Source organism: Nitratireductor sp. ZSWI3 (genome assembly GCF_024655565.1).
Classification (GTDB): Bacteria; Pseudomonadota; Alphaproteobacteria; order Rhizobiales; family Rhizobiaceae; genus Nitratireductor.
Genome location: NZ_JANKOF010000014.1, coordinates 1 through 20,049, shown reverse-complemented (window position 1 = coordinate 20,049; position 20,049 = coordinate 1). Strand labels below are relative to the sequence as shown.

Genomic DNA, 20,049 nt, shown 5'->3' with positions numbered 1-20,049 from the left:
GAGGCTGACTAGCCCAGTTTCAACGCCGTAGGTCCCGTTTGTTCGGAACCAGACGGATCCCTCGGCGCGCTCCCTGCCGTCAGTGCAGGTGAATCTATGGGGATGGGCCAGCTATCGCAGCGGGCCTCGAACGTATCATGCAATGCGACGTCATGCCGCTCGTCACCCTTGTCGCTTCGCCCGCATCTCCTGCATAAGCCGCCAGCTCTTGCCTTGATCGACAGAACGTTCGTTGCACCAGCGAAAGCTGTTTCGCGTGATGTCGCGGTAAACCCACCGGGTCAGCGACCCCGAGGCATCGACATCAGCCAATTGTATGATCTCGTCACCGACCTTGCGAGCAAGCTGCCGGGTGATGTATCCGCCCGGAGGGTTGATCCAGATTATGTGCCACGCGTCAATCTTCGGATCGTAGACCCGTAATGTCGTCGAATATCGGTTCCCGGGTTCGGACCAGCGGACCTCAGTCCCGTTCCTGACCGGTGTGATCCAGAGATCCTGGATCGCGCGCCCTTCGAGCACCCAGTCGAACCGAATATCCCATTGGGAATGGGTTACAGTGCCGTCCGCTGAGAATTCAACCGTTTCCGCCAACCAGTCGCCGACGAATTGTCCGTAAAGCATAAGTTGGTCGGCATATTCGGCGGCAGGTCCACTGGCCGTGAGGCCTTCGAGAAAGCTGCGAGGGTTTGAGATGATCGCTGTGTCCATTGGCTCACCACTTTCCTATGCAAATTGCTCTTACGTGATCGTCCGCCTTCGCCGGAAGGCACAGCCATTTCCGGGCAGACGGCCCGGTCAACCCAATGCGTTGCCGAGACATGCCACGATCGCCTTGGCGTAGCGTCGGTCCGGATCTTTGTCGGGGTCGTAAATCGTGATGTCGACGCCGATGACGGGAATATGGCGTATCAGGAGGGAGACAAGCTGGGCCACTTGTTCGAAATCCAGCCCCGGCTCCCCCGGCGAATCCACCGCGGGCATGACGGCTTCCGCAAGGACGTCCACGTCGAGATGCAGCCAATAGCGCGAAAGGTCACCACGGGATGCCCATGCCGCGACCCTTTTTGCGGTCGCCAGCATTCCCTCTCGAAGCATTTCCTGAACGATGATCCGATTGATCGTCGTGTTGCGAATGTCCCCGTAGTGCTGGGCGTAGTCTGGGCTGAGAGCCTCACGCTCACCCATCTGCGTCACGTCTTCGTCCTGAACGAGAGGTCCGTCGATACCTGGCCATTCGGTGAGAAGTTTCTCCCCACGCCCTGTCGCAAGCGCGAGGTCCATTCCCGCCACGGTTCCGAGGCGGCTCTGCACATCGTAATTCCCGGGATGGAAATAGTCGCTATGGCCATCGATATGAAGCAGTCCGACGCGACCAGAAGCTCTGGCACCCGCGAGGCAGCCGAGCAGGATGCTGCAGTCTCCGCCGATAACGACCGGGAATTTGCCGTCGGATAGGCGCGCCTGGACGAGATGCGCCAAGTCGAGGCTGTAACTGCGGATCGCATGACCATTGCGGATGCGCGTGTTCTCCTCCGGGTCGAACCGATACGCGGGACGAGGCAGCCATTCGACATCTGTTGCTTGAATAACGGCCTGCAGCCCCTCCGACAGCAGGACGAGCGGCGCTTCCCAGGTTCCCGGCTCCCTGCCGCCTTCCTCGGGGCGCAGGCCAAGGTTGCTCGGAGCGCAGATGATTATCTTGCTTCCCACCATTTCAGAATAACTCTTCGTTGAAACGCCTCAGCCGCGTGGAATCCCCGATATCCAGCCGCGGGTGACCTTTGATGCCATCTCCCAACCGGTATTTGGAATTTAACTGGTGACATTGAACTGTCAACCAGTAATATGGATTTTATCGGTTGATCCTGTGTACGCCTCCCGGCAGATTCGTGCCGGGAAATCCACACCGGCAACCGAGGGGCATTGAGATAGCTTTTCTTCCTCAAGCAGCCCAAGACGATGGCAAATGAAATGCGGGACCTTCCATGGATATTTCTGCACCCAGCTACAGCCATAAACTGACCACTGTGAACACACGACAGCCTGAGCGACCGTTTCAGCCTGATATAACAACTGGTCAAAACGTTCCGGGCAGCCCCACCAGATCTGCCAAACAGGTGCCTTTGGTGGCGAAATCAACGCCAGTTCAGTTTAGTGTGTCGATGTTGCTCGCCCTGATGAATGCTCAATCGGAGAATCGACAACCTGAAGGAACGAGCGTAACAGTCTCAAGCGATCAGGTCCCACTCCAACTAGAAGAAATCGACGCCACTGATGCTGCACAGCAGATTATGGATTTGGTCGGATCAGGCGGCGAACTTTGTTTGTCCAGCGTTGAACAATTACTCGGGATAACGAAACCCGAAAGGGAAGAATTTTCTCCCAAGGCTGTGGTCGAGCGAGACTGGTACGGCCTGACTGGCGGCAGTGACACTCTGTCGACTTCCCAGCTTGCCGTTGCAATCCAGCGTTTGTCAGGCGCTCATCTTCAGCCCGCCGGCCACGGCGATCAGATCGTAGACACCTCGGTTCTTCGGCCCATTCCTACCAACTGGGAGGAAACCTGACTCGTCCGCCTTACTGAGCGTGATTACGTTGATGCGAACGACTGGCGAGGCATCAACAGTGAGGCCGAAGAAACATCTTAGCAACTGCAGTGGTAACGATTGAAGGAACTGGATCCGAAAGTTGCGTTCCAGAAAAGACGCAAGTGCAAGCTCCGCTATCTAGCGCTCGCGCGCGCCGACCGCTACTCGGCCATCAGCGCCTGTCCGCTGAGCGATATCTTACGCCAAGATACTCTTGACTCAACGAAAGGAGACACCGAGATGACCGTCTTGCAAGCTCTCTTGATGCGCGCGTTTGGCCGCCCGCAGGGAATTCTCGGGCGCTTGGGCGGCGCCATCATGGCGCGTGCAAATGAGAATTTCGGCGCTTGGGTCAGCAGCCTCCTCGATGTTGGCCCAACTGATGCCATACTCGAAGTGGGATTCGGACCTGGCGTTGTTATTCAGCGATTGTCGGCGCTTGCAGCGGAAGGCCACATCGCGGGCATCGACGTCTCGAGGGAAATGCTCAAACAAGCACGCGCTAGAAGCGCCACGGCTATCCGAAGGGGTCGTGTCGACCTGCGGCAGGGTTCCGTGGAGAACTTACCTTTCGCCGACGCCAGTTTCGACAAGGCGCTGGCGGTCAATTCGATGCAGGTCTGGCCGGACGCCGCAACTGGGTTGCGGGAAATATGGAGAATCTTGAAGCCGGGTGAGAACATCGCCCTCGGCTTTTCTGTCCATTCCGGCCAATCGGGCGAAGGGCTGACCATCAGAGTCGAGGCGGCCGGCTTTAAGGACGTGCGCATGGTGACGGCGCAGAATGGGTTCTGCGTTGTGGCAACGAAGCCAAGCAAACCGAAATATGCTGTCAACCAGTAATTTTGTTTTTATCGGTTGATTGTGCGAGTACGTTTCGTCAAATTCGCCCCTGGGAGTTCACACGCTAACGGGGCGAAATCCACATGACTAGCGAAGAGCCGCTGATCGAACAGCACAAATTCCGCGAAAGCGACTTCGTCGGAGATCATCCGGCCCTTGATTTTGTCAACACGGTCACCGGATGGGACGAACGACCCAGGGACTGGATCCACGACTACGCCGCGCTCGTGGACTGGGCCTTGATCAGAGGTATCGTCACCGGGGCAGATGCGGCTCACCTTCAGGAACTCGCCAAGGCGTCGCCGCGCGCAGCGGCAACGGCCCTGACGAAGGCCAAGGAACTACGTCTGGCCATGCACGGGCTATTGACGGCGCGGGTCGAAGGCGCAGCCCCCCGAACGGACGATCTCGCTGTGGTCGAGTGGATGTGGCGAGGCTTCAACAGCCGCTGCGAGTTGGCGATCGACCCGTTGACAGGAATCCAAATCCGGGCAGGCGATACCGGACTCGACGTCATTTCCATGGCGTTGACGGACGCCTTTATCCGGCTCGGCGAGGATTTTACCTCACCTCGCCTCAAGCGCTGTGCCGGCGTCAATTGCGGCTGGTTCTTCTTCGACAGGTCAAAGCCGGGTCGCCGCCGCTGGTGCGACATGGCCACGTGCGGCAATGCAGCGAAATATGCCCGTCATCGCAAACATCATTCCGCGTCAACGAGGGCAACATGAAGACGATCCGAACGGAGCGGCTGTTGTTGCGTCAGTGGCGGGAGGAGGACTTCGAGACTTTCGCCCGGTTCTGGGCCGACCCCGACATCATGGCCTTCGTCGGCGGCCCTATCCCGCGTCAGGACGCATGGCGCAGGATGCTGTATTTCATCGGACATTGGCAGTTACGCGGTTTCGGTTTCTTCGTCGTCGAGGACAATGCAACCGGGAAATTGGTGGGCTACTGCGGAGCGCAGCGCCCGGTCGACAAGCTTGAGCCTGAAATGGGCTGGGGCATTCTCCCGCAATCCCAGGGACGGGGCTATGCGACCGAAGCCATGCGCGCCGTCCTCGACTTTGCATTCGGCGATCTTGGCTGGTCAACGGCGATAAGCCTCATCGCCGACGACAACCTAGCCTCTCTTGCGGTCGCAAGAAAACTCGGAGGCTCGGTCGAACGCTACACCGACATAGACGGCAGCCGCTACGGCGTCTACCGGCACGTCGTTCCACGCCACAAAGATTCCTTGTGAGAGATCGCTCTGGATTGAGGTGATCCCGCTTTTGCTACCCGATAGCAGGAGAAACCGGAATGACAGCGCGCATATAGCGCGAGCTTGAGACTGCCGTTCTAATCCATGTCGGCCGCAGACAAGAGTAGCGGTGGCGGGCATTCGGGCAACGCAGCCGTAGCAGTCAGATGTTTCTCGGTCGCAATTACCCGTGCCGGGCCGCCAGGGGTGTAGGCATCCTGCCAGTCCAATCTGACGAAAACAAATGGGAACCGATATGACGAACGATCCCGGACCTATCATCCAAGCGCGATTACACGATGGAATGACTCTGCCCGTAGTGGATGTGACAAACCCCGTATTCCGGATCGACGAAAGCGCGACTAGCCTCGATAGGCTACGCGCGTCAATTGTGGCTTCGGTCAATCGGCCCGCTGACGCACGTGCGGCCACGCCCGGGACTATGCCCAACCTTCTGCAGCGGATGTTCGCCCCGCAGGCGCAATATCTGGACGGGTTGGCGACCTACCTCCTCAAAATTGGCGCAGACAATCTCCCCGTGCAGTTCGATACCGAAATCGAACGCCGCTTGGCTTCCTCCCCGAATGCCGTGGCGCTACGAATTCGCTTGCAGCAACTGTCCCGTCTCATGGCAAGAGCGCTAAGAAATGCTCCACTTTCCGCCCCGCTACGTCTTCTTGCAATCGGAGGCGGCACAGCAATCGAAGCCTTGAATGCGTTGATCATTCTCAAGGGCGGCTCCAGGAACACGATTCCTAATGTCGAAGTCGACGTGCTGGATATCGAAGATACAGGGTTACTCCTCGGCAAAGCGATTCTCGCCGCATTATGCGAAACGAAAGGACCTCTTGCCGGAATTGCCGCGACTATGACGTTCGTTCCCTATTCATGGGACCAGCCTTCTTCATTGGCATCCGCGCTGCACGAGCGGATGATTGAAGGAGAATATATCCTGGCTTCATCCGAAGGCGCCCTGTTCGAATACGGTTCTGACAGAGCGGTAATCGCTAATCTCTCGCTTTTGCGCGAGGCTGGCGCGATCCCAATTGCCGGCAGCGTTATTCGGGACGATGCCACTGGGCAGGCAATGGTCGCTCGAAGCCCTTTCCCGCTGAAGGCGCGCGGTCTTCGCAACCTTGAGTCACTAGCAAGCGCCGCGGGCTACCGGATTTCCGATGCGATTGAAGGGGTGGCGAGTGACCAGTTTCTTTTGCACGCGGATTAGGTCCGATGTTGGTGAGCGCGGACACAGGTCGGGTCGATCACGATGATGTAGCCATTGTAAGTGGCGGGTCCGATCTGGCGAACAGAGACCACTATCCGGAAGCAGGGCGCAGTATTCCACCCCGCTCCCGCGTAAAGTCGGGTCAGGCAGCTTCGAGCAGCCCTTCGGCAAGCCTCGGCAGCACGACGTCGCGCCAGCCTGGCCCCATATTCTCAAATGCAAAGCGGTGCCGGGGATTCTCAAGATCGAAACCGCGATGCTCAAGCCTGAGGATCGTCGCCTCTCCCCGAGGAACGATCTCCCAATGTAGTTCGAAATCGCCGAAGGTGTAAGCCAGTTTACGCCCCTCCTCGACGGCGATGACGCGGCATGGAATCATCCCCCATTTCTCCATGTCCATCGTGAATTCATGCCCTTCAACCGGCGCAATGTTTCCTGGCCGCCACCAGCGCGCGATGCCGTCCGGCGTTGAAATCCGTTCCCATACCCGCGCCGGCGTTGTCTTGATAATCTGTTCCACGGTCACGGTTCTCAATTTCATTCGTTCGTCTCCTCGAGGTCCCTCGCCAAGTCGGCGAGGCGCGCCTTCCAATAGTCTTCGTAGGGTGCGAGCCAATCGCGAAGTGCGACCAGCGGTTCGGCATTGAGCGAATAGATCCGTTCCCGCCCTACCTTGATTTCTTGAACGACCTGCGCTTGACGCAGGATGCCTAAATGTTCGGACACTGCGGAACGGCTGATATCGAAAGCCTCTGCGATTGACCCCGCGCTCCTCTCTCGTGAAAGCAAGAGCATCACCACCTGTCGGCGGACAGGATTGGCGAGCGCGGAGAAGATGGCTTCATTCATCATCACTCTAATATGTCGGAAATTTCCGATATGTCAACATTTTCCGACATATCTAGTGATGTTCGCATTGGCGCCCCTTCACGTCAGGAGGATCACGAACGAAAGCGACCGCGCGGGCTCGGCGCTGCGCATCTACGATCTTTTCCGGCAGTACCCGTTTCTGACCTCCAACCAGCTTGCCCAGAAAACGGTTTGTCGGCGCCGACAGTCAATGCGGCCTTGGCCGATCTGGAGAAGATGGGTACCGTCGAGGAAATCACCGGGCGCAAGCGGGGGGGGTGTTCAGCTACCAGCGCTATCTTGCGATCCCCAGCGAGGGAACCGATCCACCGCCCGCCGGCAGCTGAAGTTCCGTTCGCTGACACCGCCCGCCCGAGACCGAGTTGAGTGCCCGTCTGCGCGAGCTTGCCAACCAGCGCCGCCGGTTCGACTACCGGCGGCTGTTCATCCTGCTGCGGCGGGAGGGCGAGACCTCCGGTATCAATCGCATCTACGGGCTTTATCGGGAGGAAGGGCTGACGGTCCGCAAGCGCAGGGCCCGGCGGCGGGCCGTCGGAACCCGCGCCCCGATCCTGGTCGAGGCCAAGGTCAACGCACGCTGGTCGCTCGACTTTGTCCACGACCAATTCGCTCTTGGCCGGCGCTTCCGCATCCTGAACGTCGTCGACGACGTGACGCGCGAATGCCTGCCGGCGATCGCCGGCGTTGGTCCCGCCACGGTTCACCGGACGAATTGACATGCAGTAAGAAGACTGCATAAACTCTGCTATGCAGGATGATCAGATTGATCTCGTCTTCAAAGCGCTGGCGCATCCGGAACGGCGCCGCATTCTGGCTTCCCTGCACCAGCGACCCGGCCGGTCGCTTTTTGAAATCTGTGCGTCATCGGTTGCTGAAAATGGACAACCGCTTTCCCGGCAAACGATCTCCCAGCATCTGGACGTGCTGGAACGTGCGGGACTGCTTGAAATCACCTGGAAAGGCCGAACCAAGACCCATGCAATCAACCTCGACCCGCTGCGGGCAGCGGCCAAGGCGGCAATCAATCGCTACCTGTGAGAAAAGGAAACGGAAATGCGAATTTACATCACAAGCGTCTTCGTCGATGACCAGACGAAGGCACTAGATTTCTACACAAACAAGCTGGGGTTTGAAGTGAAGCACGACATCCCCATGGGCGAACATCGCTGGCTGACCGTGGTGTCGGAAGAACAGCCAGGCGGGACGGAATTGTTGCTGGAGCCTAGCGAACATCCTGCGGTGAAACCTTACAAGAAGGCGTTGGTCGCGGATGGGATTCCCGTGGCTTCATTTCAGGTCGATGACCTGGACGCCGAGTCCGAGAGACTTACGGCCATCGGCGTTGAATTTACCGTCAAGCCCATGGATGCTGGTCCTGTGCGGATGGCCGTCATCGATGACACCTGCGGGAATCTCATTCAGTTGGTGCAGATGGTTGGCAGGTAGCAATGACATGAACTTGCGAACCGACAATGATCAGCTAGCAAGCAAATCAGTCGGTGGCATCCGTTAATCTGCTCTCGCTCTGGACGACTCCCAAGGTCTTGAAAGTCGCCATAAAACGCGCGAGGGGCGCATCATGGCGCCTCCCTAGCGGTTCGGTAAGCCACCGATGAGTCTGCTCGAAAAATTCCGAGTGCGCCTTATTTTGAAACAGTTGATAGAGGCAACGATTATGAGTACGCGCAAAATCGCCGAGACCTATCACTCAAGGTTTTACGGCGGTGACACAGCGGGCGCACGGCGACTGCTGGCGGACCATTCATTTCGCTTCAGCGGGCCGAGCGCTGAGTTTGATGATGCCGACGCATTTGTAAGAGCTTCAGGCCATGCTGCTTCGAGCGTGAAGGATGTCGAACTGCGCAAGGTCTTCGCAGACGAAACCCATGCCTGCATTGTGTTCGACCTCGTTGTCGATCATGCGGTTGGACGTTTGCCGATGGTGGAGTGGTATCGTATCGCCAATGGGCGAATTGCCGAAGTCCATGCGATTTTCGATATAGCTCCGTTCATGCGGCGCCAGGCACCTGCCGCCAATCAGGCGATTGATCCAGTTTGCGGAATGGCGGTCGACAAGGCCGCTTCTGCGGCGCGCCGAGCACATAGCGACACGATCTACTATTTCTGCAGCCATCATTGCGCCGACACGTTCGCGGGCAATCCCGGCCGCTACCTGGCCCGTAGCGGGAAATAGCCGCAGGGTCGCGGTCGCGCCGCATCCGTTGGCGCCCACCGGATAGAGACGCATTTTCCGAAGCGCGGGGAACGTTTCTCAGCCGGCATCGAGAGGTGCAGCGGTGTCGCCGTGTGCCGCAACCAAGAAATTCATGGTCTGCTTGTCCGCCGGCAGAAATGTTTCGATCGTCAATTCCGACAGCCTGATATCGTAAGCACTGCCGAACACCGTCGTGGCGCTGAGGAAGGAAAGCGGGCGATCATAGCATTTCAGTTGCAGCGGCACCGCAATCCCGGCGAACGCAGGATGCTCTCCCGGCCGCCAAGGCTTGGTGCCCGGAGGAACTGGGTATGCGCCGAGTTCATCGCGTAGGCCAATCAGTATCGGATCAGCGGCATTGCCGATCTGCCTGGAAAGACGGTCCAGGACGTGGGCGCGCCATTCCCTGAAATTGAGGATCCGAGGGGCGAGCCCGTCAGGGTGCAGACTAAGGCGCAGGACGTTCACCGGCGGCCGCAGGAGCTTTTCATCGGCTCCGGCAATTAGTGGGTCGATCGCCCGGTTGGCATCGAGCATCGTCCAGTGCCGGTCGAGGGCGAGGGCCGGAAATGGTTCATGGCCCCGGAGAATCGAGGTCACCGCAGCCGTCACCGACTTGATCGAAGGGTCGTCCGGCCGACGTTCCTTGTAGACCGGAGCAAATCCCGCGGAGACCAGAAGCACGTTCCTTTCTCTCAATGGCACGTCCAAACTCTTGCCCAGACGGAGGATCATCTCGCGGCTTGGCACACTCCTGCCCGATTCAATGAAGCTCAGGTGCCGTTGGGAAATCTCGGCCTCCGCTGCCAAAGCGAGCTGGCTGAGCGATCGGCGATTGCGCCAGCCGCGAAGCAACTGGCCGAAAGAAAGTGGCGCGTCATTCATGGCCTTTGATATCCGATCATCGCTTCTGGCGCCAATTACCTTCGGCGTAATCGACATGGCGAAGCGCTGGCCCGATACCAGGCTGTGGAACGACCCTGTCGGGCATCATGAACGAAAAGGTATGTCGCAATGTCGAAATTCTCCAACGGACTCACCCTGCCTTGGCTGCTGCGTCTGGATTCTGTCACCTGCGTCGCGATGGGCGCGTTGCTCGCCCTCGCATCGGACTTTATCTCCAACCTCACCGAGATTCCGGCAAAGGTTCTAATTTACGCGGGTCTCAGCCTGATTCCGATCGCCATCTTCATGGCGCTGGTCTCCTGGAGGAGGTTGCAACAGAAATTGCTGGCCCAGGTCGTGATCGCCGGGAACATAGTATGGGTGCTCGGAAGTCTTGCGCTTCTTGGCATGGTTGAACCGAACGGGTTCGGCATCGTCTTCGTACTGGCGCAGGCCGGCGCCGTAGCCGTCTTTGCCTTGCTAGAGTGGAGGGCGCTCGAGGCTCGCGCGCGCCACGCCGGGACGACGGCCTGAGAACGCGGCGCAATAGCGCCGCTAGGGCGGAATCCGACCGCAACCTTGCCAGTCTTGACAGAAAGAGCGCGATTTCAGGAATTGCAGAGAGGGAGACCTTGCAATGACGATCACTATCACCGCTTTCAAGGATTCGCCCGATAAAGGCAGGGGGCAGGCGCGAGACATGCGCGTGCGATGGGCACTCGAAGAAGTGGGTCAGCCCTACGATGTTCGTCTTGTCTCGTTTGCGGAGATGAAGGAACCTGCGCACCTGTCTCTTCAGCCGTTCGGGCAGATCCCGACCTACGAAGAAGGCGAAGTTGATCTGTTCGAATCGGGCGCAATCGTGCTCCATATCGCAGAGCGCTATGCAGGCCTGCTGCCGAAAGTGCCAAGAGGTCGAGCACGGGCGATTGCGTGGATGTTTACCGCTCTGAACACCGTGGAACCGCCAATACTCGAACTCGAGAACGCGATGTTCTTCGAACGTGACAAGAGCTGGCATCCGCAGCGGTTGCCGATGGTGGAAGATCGTATTCGGCGGAGACTGATGACACTTTCTGAAAGGCTTGGCGATGCCGACTGGCTCGATGGTGCGTTTAGCGCCGGTGACCTCGTAATGGTGGGTGTTCTTCGAAGATTGAAGGGATCGAGCTTGCTGGCCGAGCAACCGCGTTTGTTTGCCTACGTCGCTCGGGGCGAAGCCAGGCCTGCTTTCGAGCGTGCCTTCGCCGCACAACTGGCAGTGTTCACTGGGAAGCAGTCAGTTTTCGAGTAGGGCTCTTGTCCGGCTCAAAACAGATCTTCGCCCTATCCGGTGGCAAACCAACCTCTTACGAATCATGTTCCGTGTGCGGCGAGCTGCGGCGGTTTCACACGACAGGTACGGGGCGGAAGTGGTCCGATACGTCAGGTAACATCGAAGCAAGGGCGGCCCATAGGGCGATGTCCGCAATCTCCACCTTTCCGCCTAAAAGTGCGCGGCCTGTCTCCAAACGCCCCCAGGCTGACGCTAGACATTCGCAGTGCGAGCGACCGCTTTGGCGGCGGCCAGGAATCCTTGCGGAGAAGCAACGGTCGAATTGGCTCCGTAACGGAGAAGATGGGTCTGACGTAAGACCCAATGAGCATTTGCGGCCGCCCGTTCCTACCCGACGGCCAACCCGAAAATCCAGTTCCGCAATTGACACTCACCAAATCCTAGACGTCAGCCTGCATTGGCAAATTGCAACAGAGGCATTCAGTTTTCGATCGGAGAGGATTGGATCACGGCCGTGTTCGTTTTGGCAAACGGGGAGAATCGATCGTTAAGCGCTTCGAGGTCTTCGACGTTTAGCGCAAACGCGCGCGCCACAAAGCAATCGTCGCCGGTAACGCGATCAGCTTCGACAATCGCTCCAGACGCGGGGCACTCGGCTCTGGAACCGGGAATTCAGTCATCGCTGCTAACGTCGACAACTGCATGCGCACGGCTTCCCGACTGGCAATGAAGAGAGCTAAGTCGCCACATCCCTTCGCGCCGCCGCCTCCGGGTTACACCATTCACCGAGCAATAACGCAGCTCGCCGAATCTCGATGGAAATTTCGTCAGCACTTCCCAATACTTGACAAGTGACGCCGCGAGACAAGGGGCGTCGAGTATTATTGGAAAGTGGAATGCTGACGAAGATTCGGGACCTCTTGTTTGTCTTGACGCTCCCGCGCACGGACGCAGTGACTCTGTACGACGGGTTGGCCGCAAGATATGACAGATTTCATCGGCGCTGGCTCATACACGTCGGCGGGGAGCCGTTGGCAGCGCTCCAGGGCAGCCTGGCAGCCGAACTTCGGGCCGGCATGCATGTCCTCGATGCCGGCTGCGGCACCGGTGCGCTCGCGAGATGGATTGCCGATATGGAGCCTGGCGTCCACCTGACCATGGCGGACTTCGCGCCGGCCATGCTGGAACGAGCCAAGACCGTGCCGGGCCGGCATGTCCGCGCCAACCTGCTGGCTTTGCCATTCGCCGATGGAGAGTTCGACGTCGTGATCTGTACCTGGGCCCTTGAGACGACCGAAGATCCCGAACGCGCCGTGGAGGAACTCCACCGTGTCCTGTCGCCGGGCGGTCTGCTGTGCCTGTGTCTTTGCACCGCGCCGGAGTCGCCAAGTTCAAAGCTCCGCTCTCTGCCGCTGCGCCTATCGATAACGCACTTCTTCAGCGGCAGATTCCTGCGCCTCGACTTTCCGGAACAGCTTGCCTCGCGGTCGCTGCGGCGACTGGTCTCGCGACGCGGCCTTGCGTCATTCGTTTGCTGGCGCAAACCTCCGGAACTGCGATCGTTGATCTCATGACAACGACGCCGCCCACTTCCATCCGCCGGCAGCGACGAGCGGTCATCCTAACGCTCATTGCTTTCGCCGGCATCGGTTTGCTTCTTCCCGTCTATCTCGGGCAAGGCTTGCCTTGGCCGCATGCGGCCGCTGCCGCCCTCATGGTCGTCGTGCCGGGCATGGCATTTGGGTGGTGCGCCTGGCGTTTCGCGATGCGACCGCGGGACCGGTTCGATCGATGGCGGCTGCTACTCCACCACGCTGTGGCAGCTTGCGTCTTCGCCATCGGTTGGACGGCTGCGATCTACCTGCTGGCGCTACCGGTTCATTGGGAAGCGGCGCAAGCCTTTCTTTACAACGGCGCGCCCTGGCAGGTGGTGGGCGGGCTCATCCTCTACGCGGCGATCGCCGCCAACGCCCAGTGGACGCGGACACGGGACCGTTTGACCGAGCAGGCGCTGATCGCCACGCGTGCGGAGCTGCAAGCCCTGCGCGCTCAACTCGACCCGCATTTCCTGTTCAACACCCTGCACACGCTGACTCAGCTTGCGCGGGAGGACAGCAAGGCGACAGAGAGTGCGCTTGAGCACTTCGGCGACCTCATGCGCTACGTGTTGCGTGCAAGCCGGGAGGGTGCCGAGGAGGTCGCCGTCGAGGACGAACTCGCTTTCCTTCGCAATTACCTCGCTCTGGAACAAATTCGGCTGGGTGACCGGCTGCGCGTCGTCGAGCAGTTGGACCCGGAAGCTCTCGAGCTCGGCATACCGCCACTCCTGTTGCAGCCGCTGGTCGAGAATGCGGTCCGTCACGGTATCACGCCCCGCCGCAACGGTGGGTGTCTTCGCCTTGCGGCGATGCTGGAGGACGGCTCGCTCGTCCTCGAAGTCGCGGACGACGGCGCCGGCGTGGCGGTTGAAACATGGCGCCAAGCAGACGGGCTTGGCCTTTCCCTGGTCCGGCGTCAACTAGAATTGCGCTTTCCCGACACAAGCCGCATGGAGGTATCGACTGAACCGGGAAATGGCTTCGCCGTTCGCCTCATGCTTCCGGCTCATCTGCCAGAGGGGAGGATGGCATGACAGTGACCGTCTTCGTCGCCGATGACGAGCCGCCGGCCCGGCGGCGGCTTGCATCGCTTGTCGCCGAAGTCCCGTGGGCACGCCAGGTCGGCGAAGCGGGCGACGGGGCCACTGCGGTCACCGAAATCCAGCGGCTGCGCCCGAATGTGGTATTTCTCGACATTCGCATGCCCGAGCTCTCCGGTCTCGCGGTCGTCGAAAGCCTGCGCGCCATCGACGAGATCCCGGCGATAGTCTTTACATCCGCATTCGACGAATACGCCGTGACCGCCTTCGAACTTGAGGCGGTCGACTACCTACTGAAGCCCTTCGGACAGTCCCGCTTCCAGACAGCGATCGAGCGGGCGCGAATGTCGGTGGAGCACCGGGAGGGCGGGGCGACACTCGACCGGGCGCATACCGTCCTTTCTCAGTCGGCGGCACCTGCCGTCCTCGAACGAATCCTGGTGCGCGAGGGTCGCGCCGTCGTGCCGCTCGCGCCGGCGGAAATCACGCGTATTGAGGCTCAGGACGACTACGCGATGGTCTTTGCGCGTGGACGTGGGTATCTGCTCGGCGTCCGCCTTCGCGATCTTGAGACCCGGCTGCCCCGGCCGCCGTTTCTTCGCGTGCACCGTTCGCACATCGTCAACCTCGACGCAGTGGAACGCATGGAACCCCAGGACGACGGCCGCTTCGCCATACACATGAAGGACGGAACCTGCATACAGGCGAGCCGGGCAAGGTCTCAGGAAATCCGGCGGGAATCACGATGACATCGCCGGACAGATCATTCCACCCGGTCGTTATCATCGGCGCCGGCATCTCCGGGCTCGCCCTGGCTTGGCGGTTGGAGCGCCTGAACATCCGCCCGTTAATCCTCGACGGTGCCCCCCGGGTCGCGGAGACATGGCGGCGGCGACATGAACAGCTCCGTCTCAACACCCACCGGCATTTCTCGCAATTGCCGGGGCATCCCCTACCGCAGGACGCTGGCGCTTTCGCAAGCCGTGACGCAGTCGTTCGCTATCTCGAGGCCTATGCGGATGGGCTCCGGTGCCCCATCAAATTCGGCATCTCGGTATCTCGCATCGATCGTCAGGGCGACGGGTGGCGCCTGCGGACAACGGAGGATGATGTGCTCGCGCGCCACGTCGTCGTCGCGACTGGTCGGGAGCGTGTTCCCGTCGTGCCGCGCTGGCCGGGAGTCGAAAGCTTCACCGGCAAGCTGCTTCATGCCGCGGATTTCGGCGATGTCCAGGCCTATCGCGACCGCTGCATCCTCGTGGTCGGCGGGGGAAACTCGGGCATAGATGTGCTAAACCACCTCGTGCGCATCAGAACGAGCGATCTTTGGTTGTCGGTACGCGGCGGAACCACGATCGTCCCGATGTGGCTCCTGAGTATCCCGGTGCAACGGCTTTCCGGCGTGATGAGCTGGCTACCCACTTGGCTGGTCGACCGTTTGCTTCAGGGTACGGAACGTGCTGCCTTTGGGAACTTGCGACACTATGGCCTGCCACAATGTCCCGTCGGGGCGGTGACCCGGTTGGCGAGGGTTGGCGTGGCTCCAGCGATCGATGACGGCTTCGTCGAAGCCCTCAAGAATGGACAGGTCATCGCGCTGCCGGCGGTGACGAGGTTCGAGCGTGACAAAGTCGTGCTCGCCGACCTGCGGGAAGTTCGGCCGGATATCGTCATTGCTGCGACCGGCTATAGTCCCGGCCTCGAGGGCATGGTCGGTCATCTGGATGTGCTCGACGAGAAGGGCATTCCGCACTTTCAGGGGGCTGAAGCCGATCCAAAGCTGCCCGGACTTTGGTTCATCGGCATGAGGCCTCGGCTTTCGGGCAACTTCCACGCCGCCGTTCGCGATAGTCAGGCGCTGTCGAAGCGGATTGCCCAGACATTATCGAGGGCTGCATCACAGGACTGGCAGGTGTCCAGCCGGGCATCGGCGTTATGATGGCAAAGATTCTGAGGCGATTATCCTTGCGTTCAACGCGGCTTGTTTGGACCGGATTCATTTTGGCGGCGGTTCTGCTGCTTTCCTGCGGCGTTGGCCATGCCGCAGGGGAGGCTCCGTCGACCTGCCGTCACAATCCAATCAGCGATGAAGGGCGGATCGCAGCCGGAGATGCCAACCTCTACCTGTTGGTCCGTGGCGCAGACTGCGATGCTCCGTTGATGCTCTGGCTCCACGGCGGCCCCGGTGGTGCGGAAACGCCCCTGTTCCGGCTCTATGATCGGGAGTTAGAGAATTGGTTCCTTGTCGCCTATTGGGACCAGCGCGGAGCCGGTCGTTCATACGATCCCGGCGCAGACACTGCCAAGCTCACCGTCGAACAGCACCTTGCCGATCTGAAAAGCGTCATCAATCACCTGCGCGCCAGATACGGCAAGCGCAAGATTGCGCTCGCCGGTCATTCCTGGGGTTCAGCGCTAGGGCTTTTATATGCGCAAAGGCATCCTGACGATGTCTCGGTCGTTGTCGGCGTGAATCAGTTCGTCTCCGGCCTCGGCGCGCAGCAAGGCCAGTACGAATTCGTGCGCTCCAGAGCCGAGGCGCTTCAGGACGACAGAACACTCCAGCGACTGGATGAAATCGGAAAACCGCCCCTTTCTGCCACTGGCGAGCTGCGGCTTCAGGCGCTAGTGGATCGCTATGGGGGCTTGTTCCACCAGCGGCCGAGCTTCGCCTGGGCAATGATCGCGGGCGCATCGCGCGGCTATGCTGCGCCTTGGGAAATTCCGGCCTTCATCCGCGCGAACGAGATATCGCTATCCGCAATGGAGAAAGAGATCGTGGCGCTCGACCTGACCACGACAGTGCGATCAGTCAAGGTCCCCGTTGTGTTCATGCTCGGTCGATATGACAGGCAGCTTGAAGCGAGGCAGGCCGCAGAATATTTCGATGTGCTTTCAGCTCCGGTAAAGAAGATGATCTGGTTCGAGGAAGCCGCGCACAATATTCCGTTCGAAGAGCCGGAACGCTTCATGGCCGTTCTAAAGACTGTCTTGGATGAGTCTGCCAAATAATCAGTCTTCCATCTGGCAAATGCCGCGGCTCGGCGTCGGCTGCTTGGTACCAAATCCCTCAGGCGCGCGCGGTTCGTTACTTGCTGCCATCGACCCGAGCTCATGGCGCCTCCAGTCTGGCCCAAGACCTATATTCGGCCAAAATCTATTACCTACGTCTCGGGGAAAATCTGTATCGCATGTGTCCGGAATGGACCATTGAGAAATGGCGCACCCGACAGGATTCGAACCTGTGGCCTTCGCGTTCGGAGGGCGACGCTCTATCCAGCTGAGCTACGGGTGCTTACCGGGTCGCAACTGCTTACGCAGTGCTTACGTGAACTTCTCGCGAGTTGAAAGATCAGAACGAGGGCCTCGCAAATCCTTGTTGCTGTACTCCTTTTTCGTCTCCTCATTTTCACGCACCCTGTTGACACCCGCCTTCGGAGGGCAACGCTTTATTCGGCTGATCCATGGCTAGTAACTCGTCCCGCCGATTTGCACGCTACAGTCGCCGGTTGTTGCGCCTCGCCCAAGTTGGACTTTTCATCGCTGATTGAAAGCTCTCTCATGGACTCGTCGATTGTCGGCGGGATTCTGAGAGTGATGGCAGCCCAGCGAGAAAGGAAGGTTACGAAAGACCACAACTCCACGGGTAAGGTGGGGTCTGCCGACGCGCACCTTGCTTTGGACGAACCTGTGCTTCGTCTCGCTCGTCTGATCGGTCGCCAGATTGCGCGCGAACAATACGAGCGGCAAGATTCTCGGGAACGAAAGCTCATTCGGCGAAAGAGCAGAAAACCTACGTAGGCTGCATCACATACAGGCATGTTGCCCCGGTGGTAGGATCGCCGCCGGGGCTTCGACATTTGACCTTGAGACCATAATGGTCCCGTGCTACATAGAGACTCAAATGAGGATCATTGCCCGCCGCACGTTACGGGAGTTTGTCGAAAGCCTCGCGGGGCAAAAGGATCAGCCGGCCGTGAAGGCCGCGCTCGATGCTTGGTTCGATGAAGTCAGCAAAGCAGAGTGGGCGAGTTCCGCCGATGTAAAGAGACACTACGCCACGGCCAGCATCGTCAACGCCGAGCGAATTGTCTTCAACATCAAGGGCAACGACTACCGCCTAGTGGTGGCCGTCGACTTCGAGAAGGGCATCGTCTGGATCAAGTGGATCGGCACCCACAAGGCATATGACAGGATAGACGTATCTGAGGTGAAACATGGCGACTGAGCTGAGACCTATCCGCTCTGAAGCGGACTACGATGCAGCACTCGAAGAGGTCGAACGCCTTTGGAGCGCCAAGAGCGGCACACCGGAAGGGGACCGCCTCGACGTGCTCGCAACGCTGATCGAAGTCTATGAGGCGAAACACTATCCGATGGACCCGCCAGATCCAATTGAGGCGATCCGGTTTCGGATGGAGCAGCAGGGACTCACCCGCAAGGACCTCGAACCGATGATCGGTCCCCGTAACCGGGTCGCCGACGTTCTCAACCGCAAGCGTGGCTTGTCCATCGACATGATCCGGCATTTGCATGAACAACTCGGGATTTCCGCCGAGGTGCTGATCCGGCCGAGCCGCTTCGACAAGGTTGCATGACCAGAGGATTCACATGATGCGCGTCGCGCTCTACGCTCGCTATTCCTCGGACAATCAGCGGGAGGCCTCGATCGAGGACCAGTTCCGTATCTGCCGAGAGCAGGCGAAGCGCGAGAAATGGAAGATCGTCGGCACCTACAAGGATGCCGGCATCTCCGGTGCGAGCATGATCTTGCGTCCGGGCATCCAGTCACTGCTGCAGGACGCCCAGGCCGGGCAGTTCGACATGGTGCTGGCCGAAGCTCTGGATCGCATCTCCCGCGACCAGGCCGACGTCGCGACTTTCTTCAAGCATCTGAAGTTCGCCGGCGTACCGATCGTAACGCTGGCGGAAGGCGAGATCAGCGAGTTGCATGTCGGCCTGAAGGGCACGATGAATGCGCTGTTCCTCAAGGATCTTGCAGCGAAGACCCATCGGGGCCTTCGTGGTCGCGTGGAGGAAGGCAAGTCTGGTGGCGGGCTCTGCTATGGCTACAAGGTCGTCAAGCAACTCGATGCTCGAGGTGATCCTATCCGAGGCGACCGAGAAGTCGACGAGGCTGAGGCAAATATCATCCGCCGCGTCTTCCGGCAATTCGCATCAGGAATCGGTCCACGAACGATCGCCCGCACATTGAATGAGGAGGGCATTCCGGGACCCAACGGCAAGCCGTGGGGAGACACCACGATCCGTGGCCACGTGAAGCGCGGAACAGGTCTCATCAATAACGAGCTCTATATTGGCCGCCTGATCTGGAACAGGCTGCGCTACATCAAGGACCCAAGCACCGGCAAGCGTGTCTCGCGCCTCAACCCGGAAAGTGACTGGCTGATCCGCGAGGTGCCCGAACTGCGGATTGTCGATGATGCGCTTTGGCAAGCGGTGCGCGATCGGCAGGCGGTGATCGCCGACAAATACGCGAACGTCACCGAGGCAGTCCGCAAGCACCACAAGAAGAACCAGCTCAATGGCAAGCGCCGGCCTCAATCTCTTCTGTCCGGTCTGGTCTTCTGCGGCTGCTGTGGGGGTCCATACTCGCTGCGCGGCGCTGGCCGCTTTGCCTGCTCGAACCACATCAGCAAAGGCACTTGTTCCAACAGCCGCACTATTCCGCGCGAAGACCTGGAGAACCGCGTCCTCGCTGGCCTGAAGGACCGGATGATGGCGCCCGAAGTCGCTGCGGAAGCGATGCGAGCCTATGCCGAAGAGACGAACCGGCTGAACCGCGAGCGGCGCTCGAACGGCAATGCCTGGCAGGTGGAACTGGCAAAGATCGAGAAGCAGATCGCCCAGATCGTCGAGGCCATTGCCGACGGCATGTACCATCCGTCAATGAAAGAGAAGATGACGGGGCTGGAAGCCCGCAAGACCGAATTGACCGCGCTTTTGGCCGATGCCCCCGAAGACAAGCCGGACCTTCTTCCGACGGCCGCGACCATCTACGCGAAGAAGGTTGCGACGCTAACGAAGGCCTTGAATCGCCCTGCCGAACGTCAAGAAGCAGCCGAGACCTTACGGATGCTGATCGAGAAGATCGTGCTCACTCCGGGGCCGGAACGCGGCGAAATCTACGCGACACTGCATGGAGAATTGCGCACCATCCTTGAATGGACGGAACGGCAAAGCATTGGAAAGGCTCCAAAAACAAACACTCCCGGAGGAGTTTCCTCGGGAGTGTTGGTATCGGT

General features: G+C 59.5%; 24 protein-coding genes, 1 tRNA gene and 1 pseudogene. 19 read left to right on the top strand and 7 right to left on the bottom strand.

Annotated elements, in window-relative coordinates:
• Window positions 1-162: 162 nt before the first annotated feature.
• Together NUU27_RS06975 and NUU27_RS06970 are read right to left on the bottom strand one after the other, a co-directional pair.
• Complete coding sequence (locus tag NUU27_RS06975; protein WP_257761365.1) at window positions 163-711, bottom strand: hypothetical protein; 549 nt, start codon at window positions 709-711, stop codon at window positions 163-165.
• Between the two features lie 87 nt (window positions 712-798).
• A complete protein-coding gene (locus NUU27_RS06970) occupies window positions 799-1,716 on the bottom strand; it encodes an arginase family protein (RefSeq protein ID WP_257761364.1) in 918 nt (305 codons plus the stop codon).
• A gap of 272 nt (window positions 1,717-1,988) precedes the next feature.
• Here NUU27_RS06970 and NUU27_RS06965 point away from each other — a divergent pair, with 272 nt between their 5' ends.
• From NUU27_RS06965 to NUU27_RS06945, 5 genes are all read left to right on the top strand, one after another.
• A complete protein-coding gene (locus NUU27_RS06965) occupies window positions 1,989-2,570 on the top strand; it encodes a hypothetical protein (protein ID WP_257761363.1) in 582 nt (193 codons plus the stop codon).
• Window positions 2,571-2,831: 261 nt separating this feature from the next.
• Complete coding sequence (locus NUU27_RS06960; RefSeq protein WP_257761362.1) at window positions 2,832-3,434, top strand: class I SAM-dependent methyltransferase; 603 nt, start codon at window positions 2,832-2,834, stop codon at window positions 3,432-3,434.
• Between the two features lie 83 nt (window positions 3,435-3,517).
• Entirely contained in the window at window positions 3,518-4,162 is a 645-nt protein-coding gene (locus NUU27_RS06955) for a CGNR zinc finger domain-containing protein (protein ID WP_257761361.1), read from the top strand.
• A complete protein-coding gene (locus NUU27_RS06950) occupies window positions 4,159-4,674 on the top strand; it encodes a GNAT family N-acetyltransferase (RefSeq protein WP_257761360.1) in 516 nt (171 codons plus the stop codon). Before NUU27_RS06955 ends, NUU27_RS06950 begins: the two co-directional genes overlap by 4 nt.
• Before the next feature lie 256 nt (window positions 4,675-4,930).
• Entirely contained in the window at window positions 4,931-5,899 is a 969-nt protein-coding gene (locus NUU27_RS06945; protein ID WP_257761359.1) for a hypothetical protein, read from the top strand.
• Window positions 5,900-6,041: 142 nt separating this feature from the next.
• Here NUU27_RS06945 and NUU27_RS06940 read toward each other — a convergent pair whose 3' ends face one another.
• Window positions 6,042-6,440, bottom strand: coding sequence for an SRPBCC domain-containing protein (locus NUU27_RS06940; protein ID WP_257761358.1), 399 nt, complete (start codon window positions 6,438-6,440; stop codon window positions 6,042-6,044).
• Complete coding sequence (locus NUU27_RS06935) at window positions 6,437-6,748, bottom strand: helix-turn-helix transcriptional regulator (protein WP_257761357.1); 312 nt, start codon at window positions 6,746-6,748, stop codon at window positions 6,437-6,439. Before NUU27_RS06935 ends, NUU27_RS06940 begins: the two co-directional genes overlap by 4 nt.
• Window positions 6,749-7,113: 365 nt before the next feature.
• Here NUU27_RS06935 and NUU27_RS06930 point away from each other — a divergent pair.
• From NUU27_RS06930 to NUU27_RS06915, 4 genes and pseudogenes are all read left to right on the top strand, one after another.
• A pseudogene (locus NUU27_RS06930) lies at window positions 7,114-7,446 on the top strand (IS3 family transposase); the annotation flags it as partial.
• 70 nt (window positions 7,447-7,516) lie between these two features.
• Window positions 7,517-7,807, top strand: a complete 291-nt coding sequence (locus NUU27_RS06925; RefSeq protein WP_257761356.1) for a helix-turn-helix transcriptional regulator — start codon at window positions 7,517-7,519, stop codon at window positions 7,805-7,807.
• Window positions 7,808-7,822: 15 nt separating this feature from the next.
• The gene (locus tag NUU27_RS06920) at window positions 7,823-8,215 is read left to right on the top strand and encodes a VOC family protein (protein ID WP_257761355.1); all 393 of its coding nucleotides are present in this window, start codon (window positions 7,823-7,825) and stop codon (window positions 8,213-8,215) included.
• Window positions 8,216-8,381: 166 nt separating this feature from the next.
• Window positions 8,382-8,963, top strand: coding sequence for a YHS domain-containing protein (locus NUU27_RS06915; protein ID WP_257761354.1), 582 nt, complete (start codon window positions 8,382-8,384; stop codon window positions 8,961-8,963).
• 78 nt (window positions 8,964-9,041) lie between these two features.
• Here the strand turns inward: NUU27_RS06915 and NUU27_RS06910 are convergent, their stop codons facing one another.
• Entirely contained in the window at window positions 9,042-9,869 is an 828-nt protein-coding gene (locus tag NUU27_RS06910; protein WP_257761353.1) for a helix-turn-helix domain-containing protein, read from the bottom strand.
• Window positions 9,870-9,998: 129 nt separating this feature from the next.
• On the opposite strand from NUU27_RS06910, the gene NUU27_RS06905 reads away from it, so the two are divergent.
• A complete protein-coding gene (locus tag NUU27_RS06905; RefSeq protein ID WP_257761352.1) occupies window positions 9,999-10,403 on the top strand; it encodes a hypothetical protein in 405 nt (134 codons plus the stop codon).
• A gap of 103 nt (window positions 10,404-10,506) precedes the next feature.
• A complete protein-coding gene (locus NUU27_RS06900) occupies window positions 10,507-11,163 on the top strand; it encodes a glutathione S-transferase family protein (RefSeq protein WP_257761351.1) in 657 nt (218 codons plus the stop codon).
• Between the two features lie 462 nt (window positions 11,164-11,625).
• Here the strand turns inward: NUU27_RS06900 and NUU27_RS25560 are convergent, their stop codons facing one another.
• Window positions 11,626-11,778 (bottom strand): hypothetical protein, encoded by a 153-nt coding sequence (locus tag NUU27_RS25560; protein ID WP_374565968.1) that lies wholly within the window; start codon window positions 11,776-11,778, stop codon window positions 11,626-11,628.
• Window positions 11,779-12,041: 263 nt separating this feature from the next.
• Here NUU27_RS25560 and NUU27_RS06895 point away from each other — a divergent pair, with 263 nt between their 5' ends.
• Genes NUU27_RS06895 through NUU27_RS06875 form a run of 5 tightly spaced genes read left to right on the top strand, consistent with a single transcriptional unit; the run spans window position 12,042 to window position 16,795 of the window.
• Entirely contained in the window at window positions 12,042-12,719 is a 678-nt protein-coding gene (locus NUU27_RS06895) for a class I SAM-dependent methyltransferase (RefSeq protein WP_257761350.1), read from the top strand.
• Window positions 12,716-13,777 (top strand): sensor histidine kinase, encoded by a 1,062-nt coding sequence (locus NUU27_RS06890; protein ID WP_257761349.1) that lies wholly within the window; start codon window positions 12,716-12,718, stop codon window positions 13,775-13,777. Before NUU27_RS06895 ends, NUU27_RS06890 begins: the two co-directional genes overlap by 4 nt.
• Window positions 13,774-14,532 (top strand): LytTR family DNA-binding domain-containing protein, encoded by a 759-nt coding sequence (locus NUU27_RS06885; RefSeq protein ID WP_257761348.1) that lies wholly within the window; start codon window positions 13,774-13,776, stop codon window positions 14,530-14,532. Before NUU27_RS06890 ends, NUU27_RS06885 begins: the two co-directional genes overlap by 4 nt.
• Complete coding sequence (locus NUU27_RS06880; RefSeq protein ID WP_257761347.1) at window positions 14,529-15,722, top strand: NAD(P)/FAD-dependent oxidoreductase; 1,194 nt, start codon at window positions 14,529-14,531, stop codon at window positions 15,720-15,722. The genes NUU27_RS06885 and NUU27_RS06880 overlap by 4 nt, the downstream gene beginning before the upstream one ends.
• Entirely contained in the window at window positions 15,722-16,795 is a 1,074-nt protein-coding gene (locus NUU27_RS06875; protein ID WP_257761346.1) for an alpha/beta fold hydrolase, read from the top strand. The genes NUU27_RS06880 and NUU27_RS06875 overlap by 1 nt, the downstream gene beginning before the upstream one ends.
• Window positions 16,796-17,001: 206 nt before the next feature.
• Here the strand turns inward: NUU27_RS06875 and NUU27_RS06870 are convergent.
• Window positions 17,002-17,078 (bottom strand) — tRNA-Arg (locus tag NUU27_RS06870).
• A 609-nt stretch (window positions 17,079-17,687) separates the two neighbouring features.
• Here NUU27_RS06870 and NUU27_RS06865 point away from each other — a divergent pair.
• The 3 genes from NUU27_RS06865 to NUU27_RS06855 form a co-directional block, all read left to right on the top strand.
• Window positions 17,688-18,011: a type II toxin-antitoxin system HigB family toxin gene (locus tag NUU27_RS06865; protein ID WP_257761345.1), complete on the top strand. Its 324-nt coding sequence runs from the start codon at window positions 17,688-17,690 to the stop codon at window positions 18,009-18,011.
• Window positions 18,001-18,381 (top strand): type II toxin-antitoxin system HigA family antitoxin, encoded by a 381-nt coding sequence (locus NUU27_RS06860; protein WP_257761344.1) that lies wholly within the window; start codon window positions 18,001-18,003, stop codon window positions 18,379-18,381. Before NUU27_RS06865 ends, NUU27_RS06860 begins: the two co-directional genes overlap by 11 nt.
• 16 nt (window positions 18,382-18,397) lie before the next feature.
• Window positions 18,398-20,049: recombinase family protein (locus tag NUU27_RS06855; protein WP_257761343.1), on the top strand; the 1,652-nt coding region annotated here is incomplete at its 3' end.

What these genes read in the sequence shown, in the direction of transcription:
- NUU27_RS06975 (WP_257761365.1), bottom strand. Translation starts at nt 711, where the DNA reads ATGGACACAGCGATCATCTCAAACCCTCGCAGCTTTCTCGAAGGCCTC.
- NUU27_RS06970 (WP_257761364.1), bottom strand. Translation starts at nt 1,716, where the DNA reads ATGGTGGGAAGCAAGATAATCATCTGCGCTCCGAGCAACCTTGGCCTG.
- NUU27_RS06965 (WP_257761363.1), top strand. Translation starts at nt 1,989, where the DNA reads ATGGATATTTCTGCACCCAGCTACAGCCATAAACTGACCACTGTGAAC.
- NUU27_RS06960 (WP_257761362.1), top strand. Translation starts at nt 2,832, where the DNA reads ATGACCGTCTTGCAAGCTCTCTTGATGCGCGCGTTTGGCCGCCCGCAG.
- NUU27_RS06955 (WP_257761361.1), top strand. Translation starts at nt 3,518, where the DNA reads ATGACTAGCGAAGAGCCGCTGATCGAACAGCACAAATTCCGCGAAAGC.
- NUU27_RS06950 (WP_257761360.1), top strand. Translation starts at nt 4,159, where the DNA reads ATGAAGACGATCCGAACGGAGCGGCTGTTGTTGCGTCAGTGGCGGGAG.
- NUU27_RS06945 (WP_257761359.1), top strand. Translation starts at nt 4,931, where the DNA reads ATGACGAACGATCCCGGACCTATCATCCAAGCGCGATTACACGATGGA.
- NUU27_RS06940 (WP_257761358.1), bottom strand. Translation starts at nt 6,440, where the DNA reads ATGAAATTGAGAACCGTGACCGTGGAACAGATTATCAAGACAACGCCG.
- NUU27_RS06935 (WP_257761357.1), bottom strand. Translation starts at nt 6,748, where the DNA reads ATGAATGAAGCCATCTTCTCCGCGCTCGCCAATCCTGTCCGCCGACAG.
- NUU27_RS06925 (WP_257761356.1), top strand. Translation starts at nt 7,517, where the DNA reads ATGCAGGATGATCAGATTGATCTCGTCTTCAAAGCGCTGGCGCATCCG.
- NUU27_RS06920 (WP_257761355.1), top strand. Translation starts at nt 7,823, where the DNA reads ATGCGAATTTACATCACAAGCGTCTTCGTCGATGACCAGACGAAGGCA.
- NUU27_RS06915 (WP_257761354.1), top strand. Translation starts at nt 8,382, where the DNA reads ATGAGTCTGCTCGAAAAATTCCGAGTGCGCCTTATTTTGAAACAGTTG.
- NUU27_RS06910 (WP_257761353.1), bottom strand. Translation starts at nt 9,869, where the DNA reads ATGAATGACGCGCCACTTTCTTTCGGCCAGTTGCTTCGCGGCTGGCGC.
- NUU27_RS06905 (WP_257761352.1), top strand. Translation starts at nt 9,999, where the DNA reads ATGTCGAAATTCTCCAACGGACTCACCCTGCCTTGGCTGCTGCGTCTG.
- NUU27_RS06900 (WP_257761351.1), top strand. Translation starts at nt 10,507, where the DNA reads ATGACGATCACTATCACCGCTTTCAAGGATTCGCCCGATAAAGGCAGG.
- NUU27_RS06895 (WP_257761350.1), top strand. Translation starts at nt 12,042, where the DNA reads ATGCTGACGAAGATTCGGGACCTCTTGTTTGTCTTGACGCTCCCGCGC.
- NUU27_RS06890 (WP_257761349.1), top strand. Translation starts at nt 12,716, where the DNA reads ATGACAACGACGCCGCCCACTTCCATCCGCCGGCAGCGACGAGCGGTC.
- NUU27_RS06885 (WP_257761348.1), top strand. Translation starts at nt 13,774, where the DNA reads ATGACAGTGACCGTCTTCGTCGCCGATGACGAGCCGCCGGCCCGGCGG.
- NUU27_RS06880 (WP_257761347.1), top strand. Translation starts at nt 14,529, where the DNA reads ATGACATCGCCGGACAGATCATTCCACCCGGTCGTTATCATCGGCGCC.
- NUU27_RS06875 (WP_257761346.1), top strand. Translation starts at nt 15,722, where the DNA reads ATGGCAAAGATTCTGAGGCGATTATCCTTGCGTTCAACGCGGCTTGTT.
- NUU27_RS06865 (WP_257761345.1), top strand. Translation starts at nt 17,688, where the DNA reads ATGAGGATCATTGCCCGCCGCACGTTACGGGAGTTTGTCGAAAGCCTC.
- NUU27_RS06860 (WP_257761344.1), top strand. Translation starts at nt 18,001, where the DNA reads ATGGCGACTGAGCTGAGACCTATCCGCTCTGAAGCGGACTACGATGCA.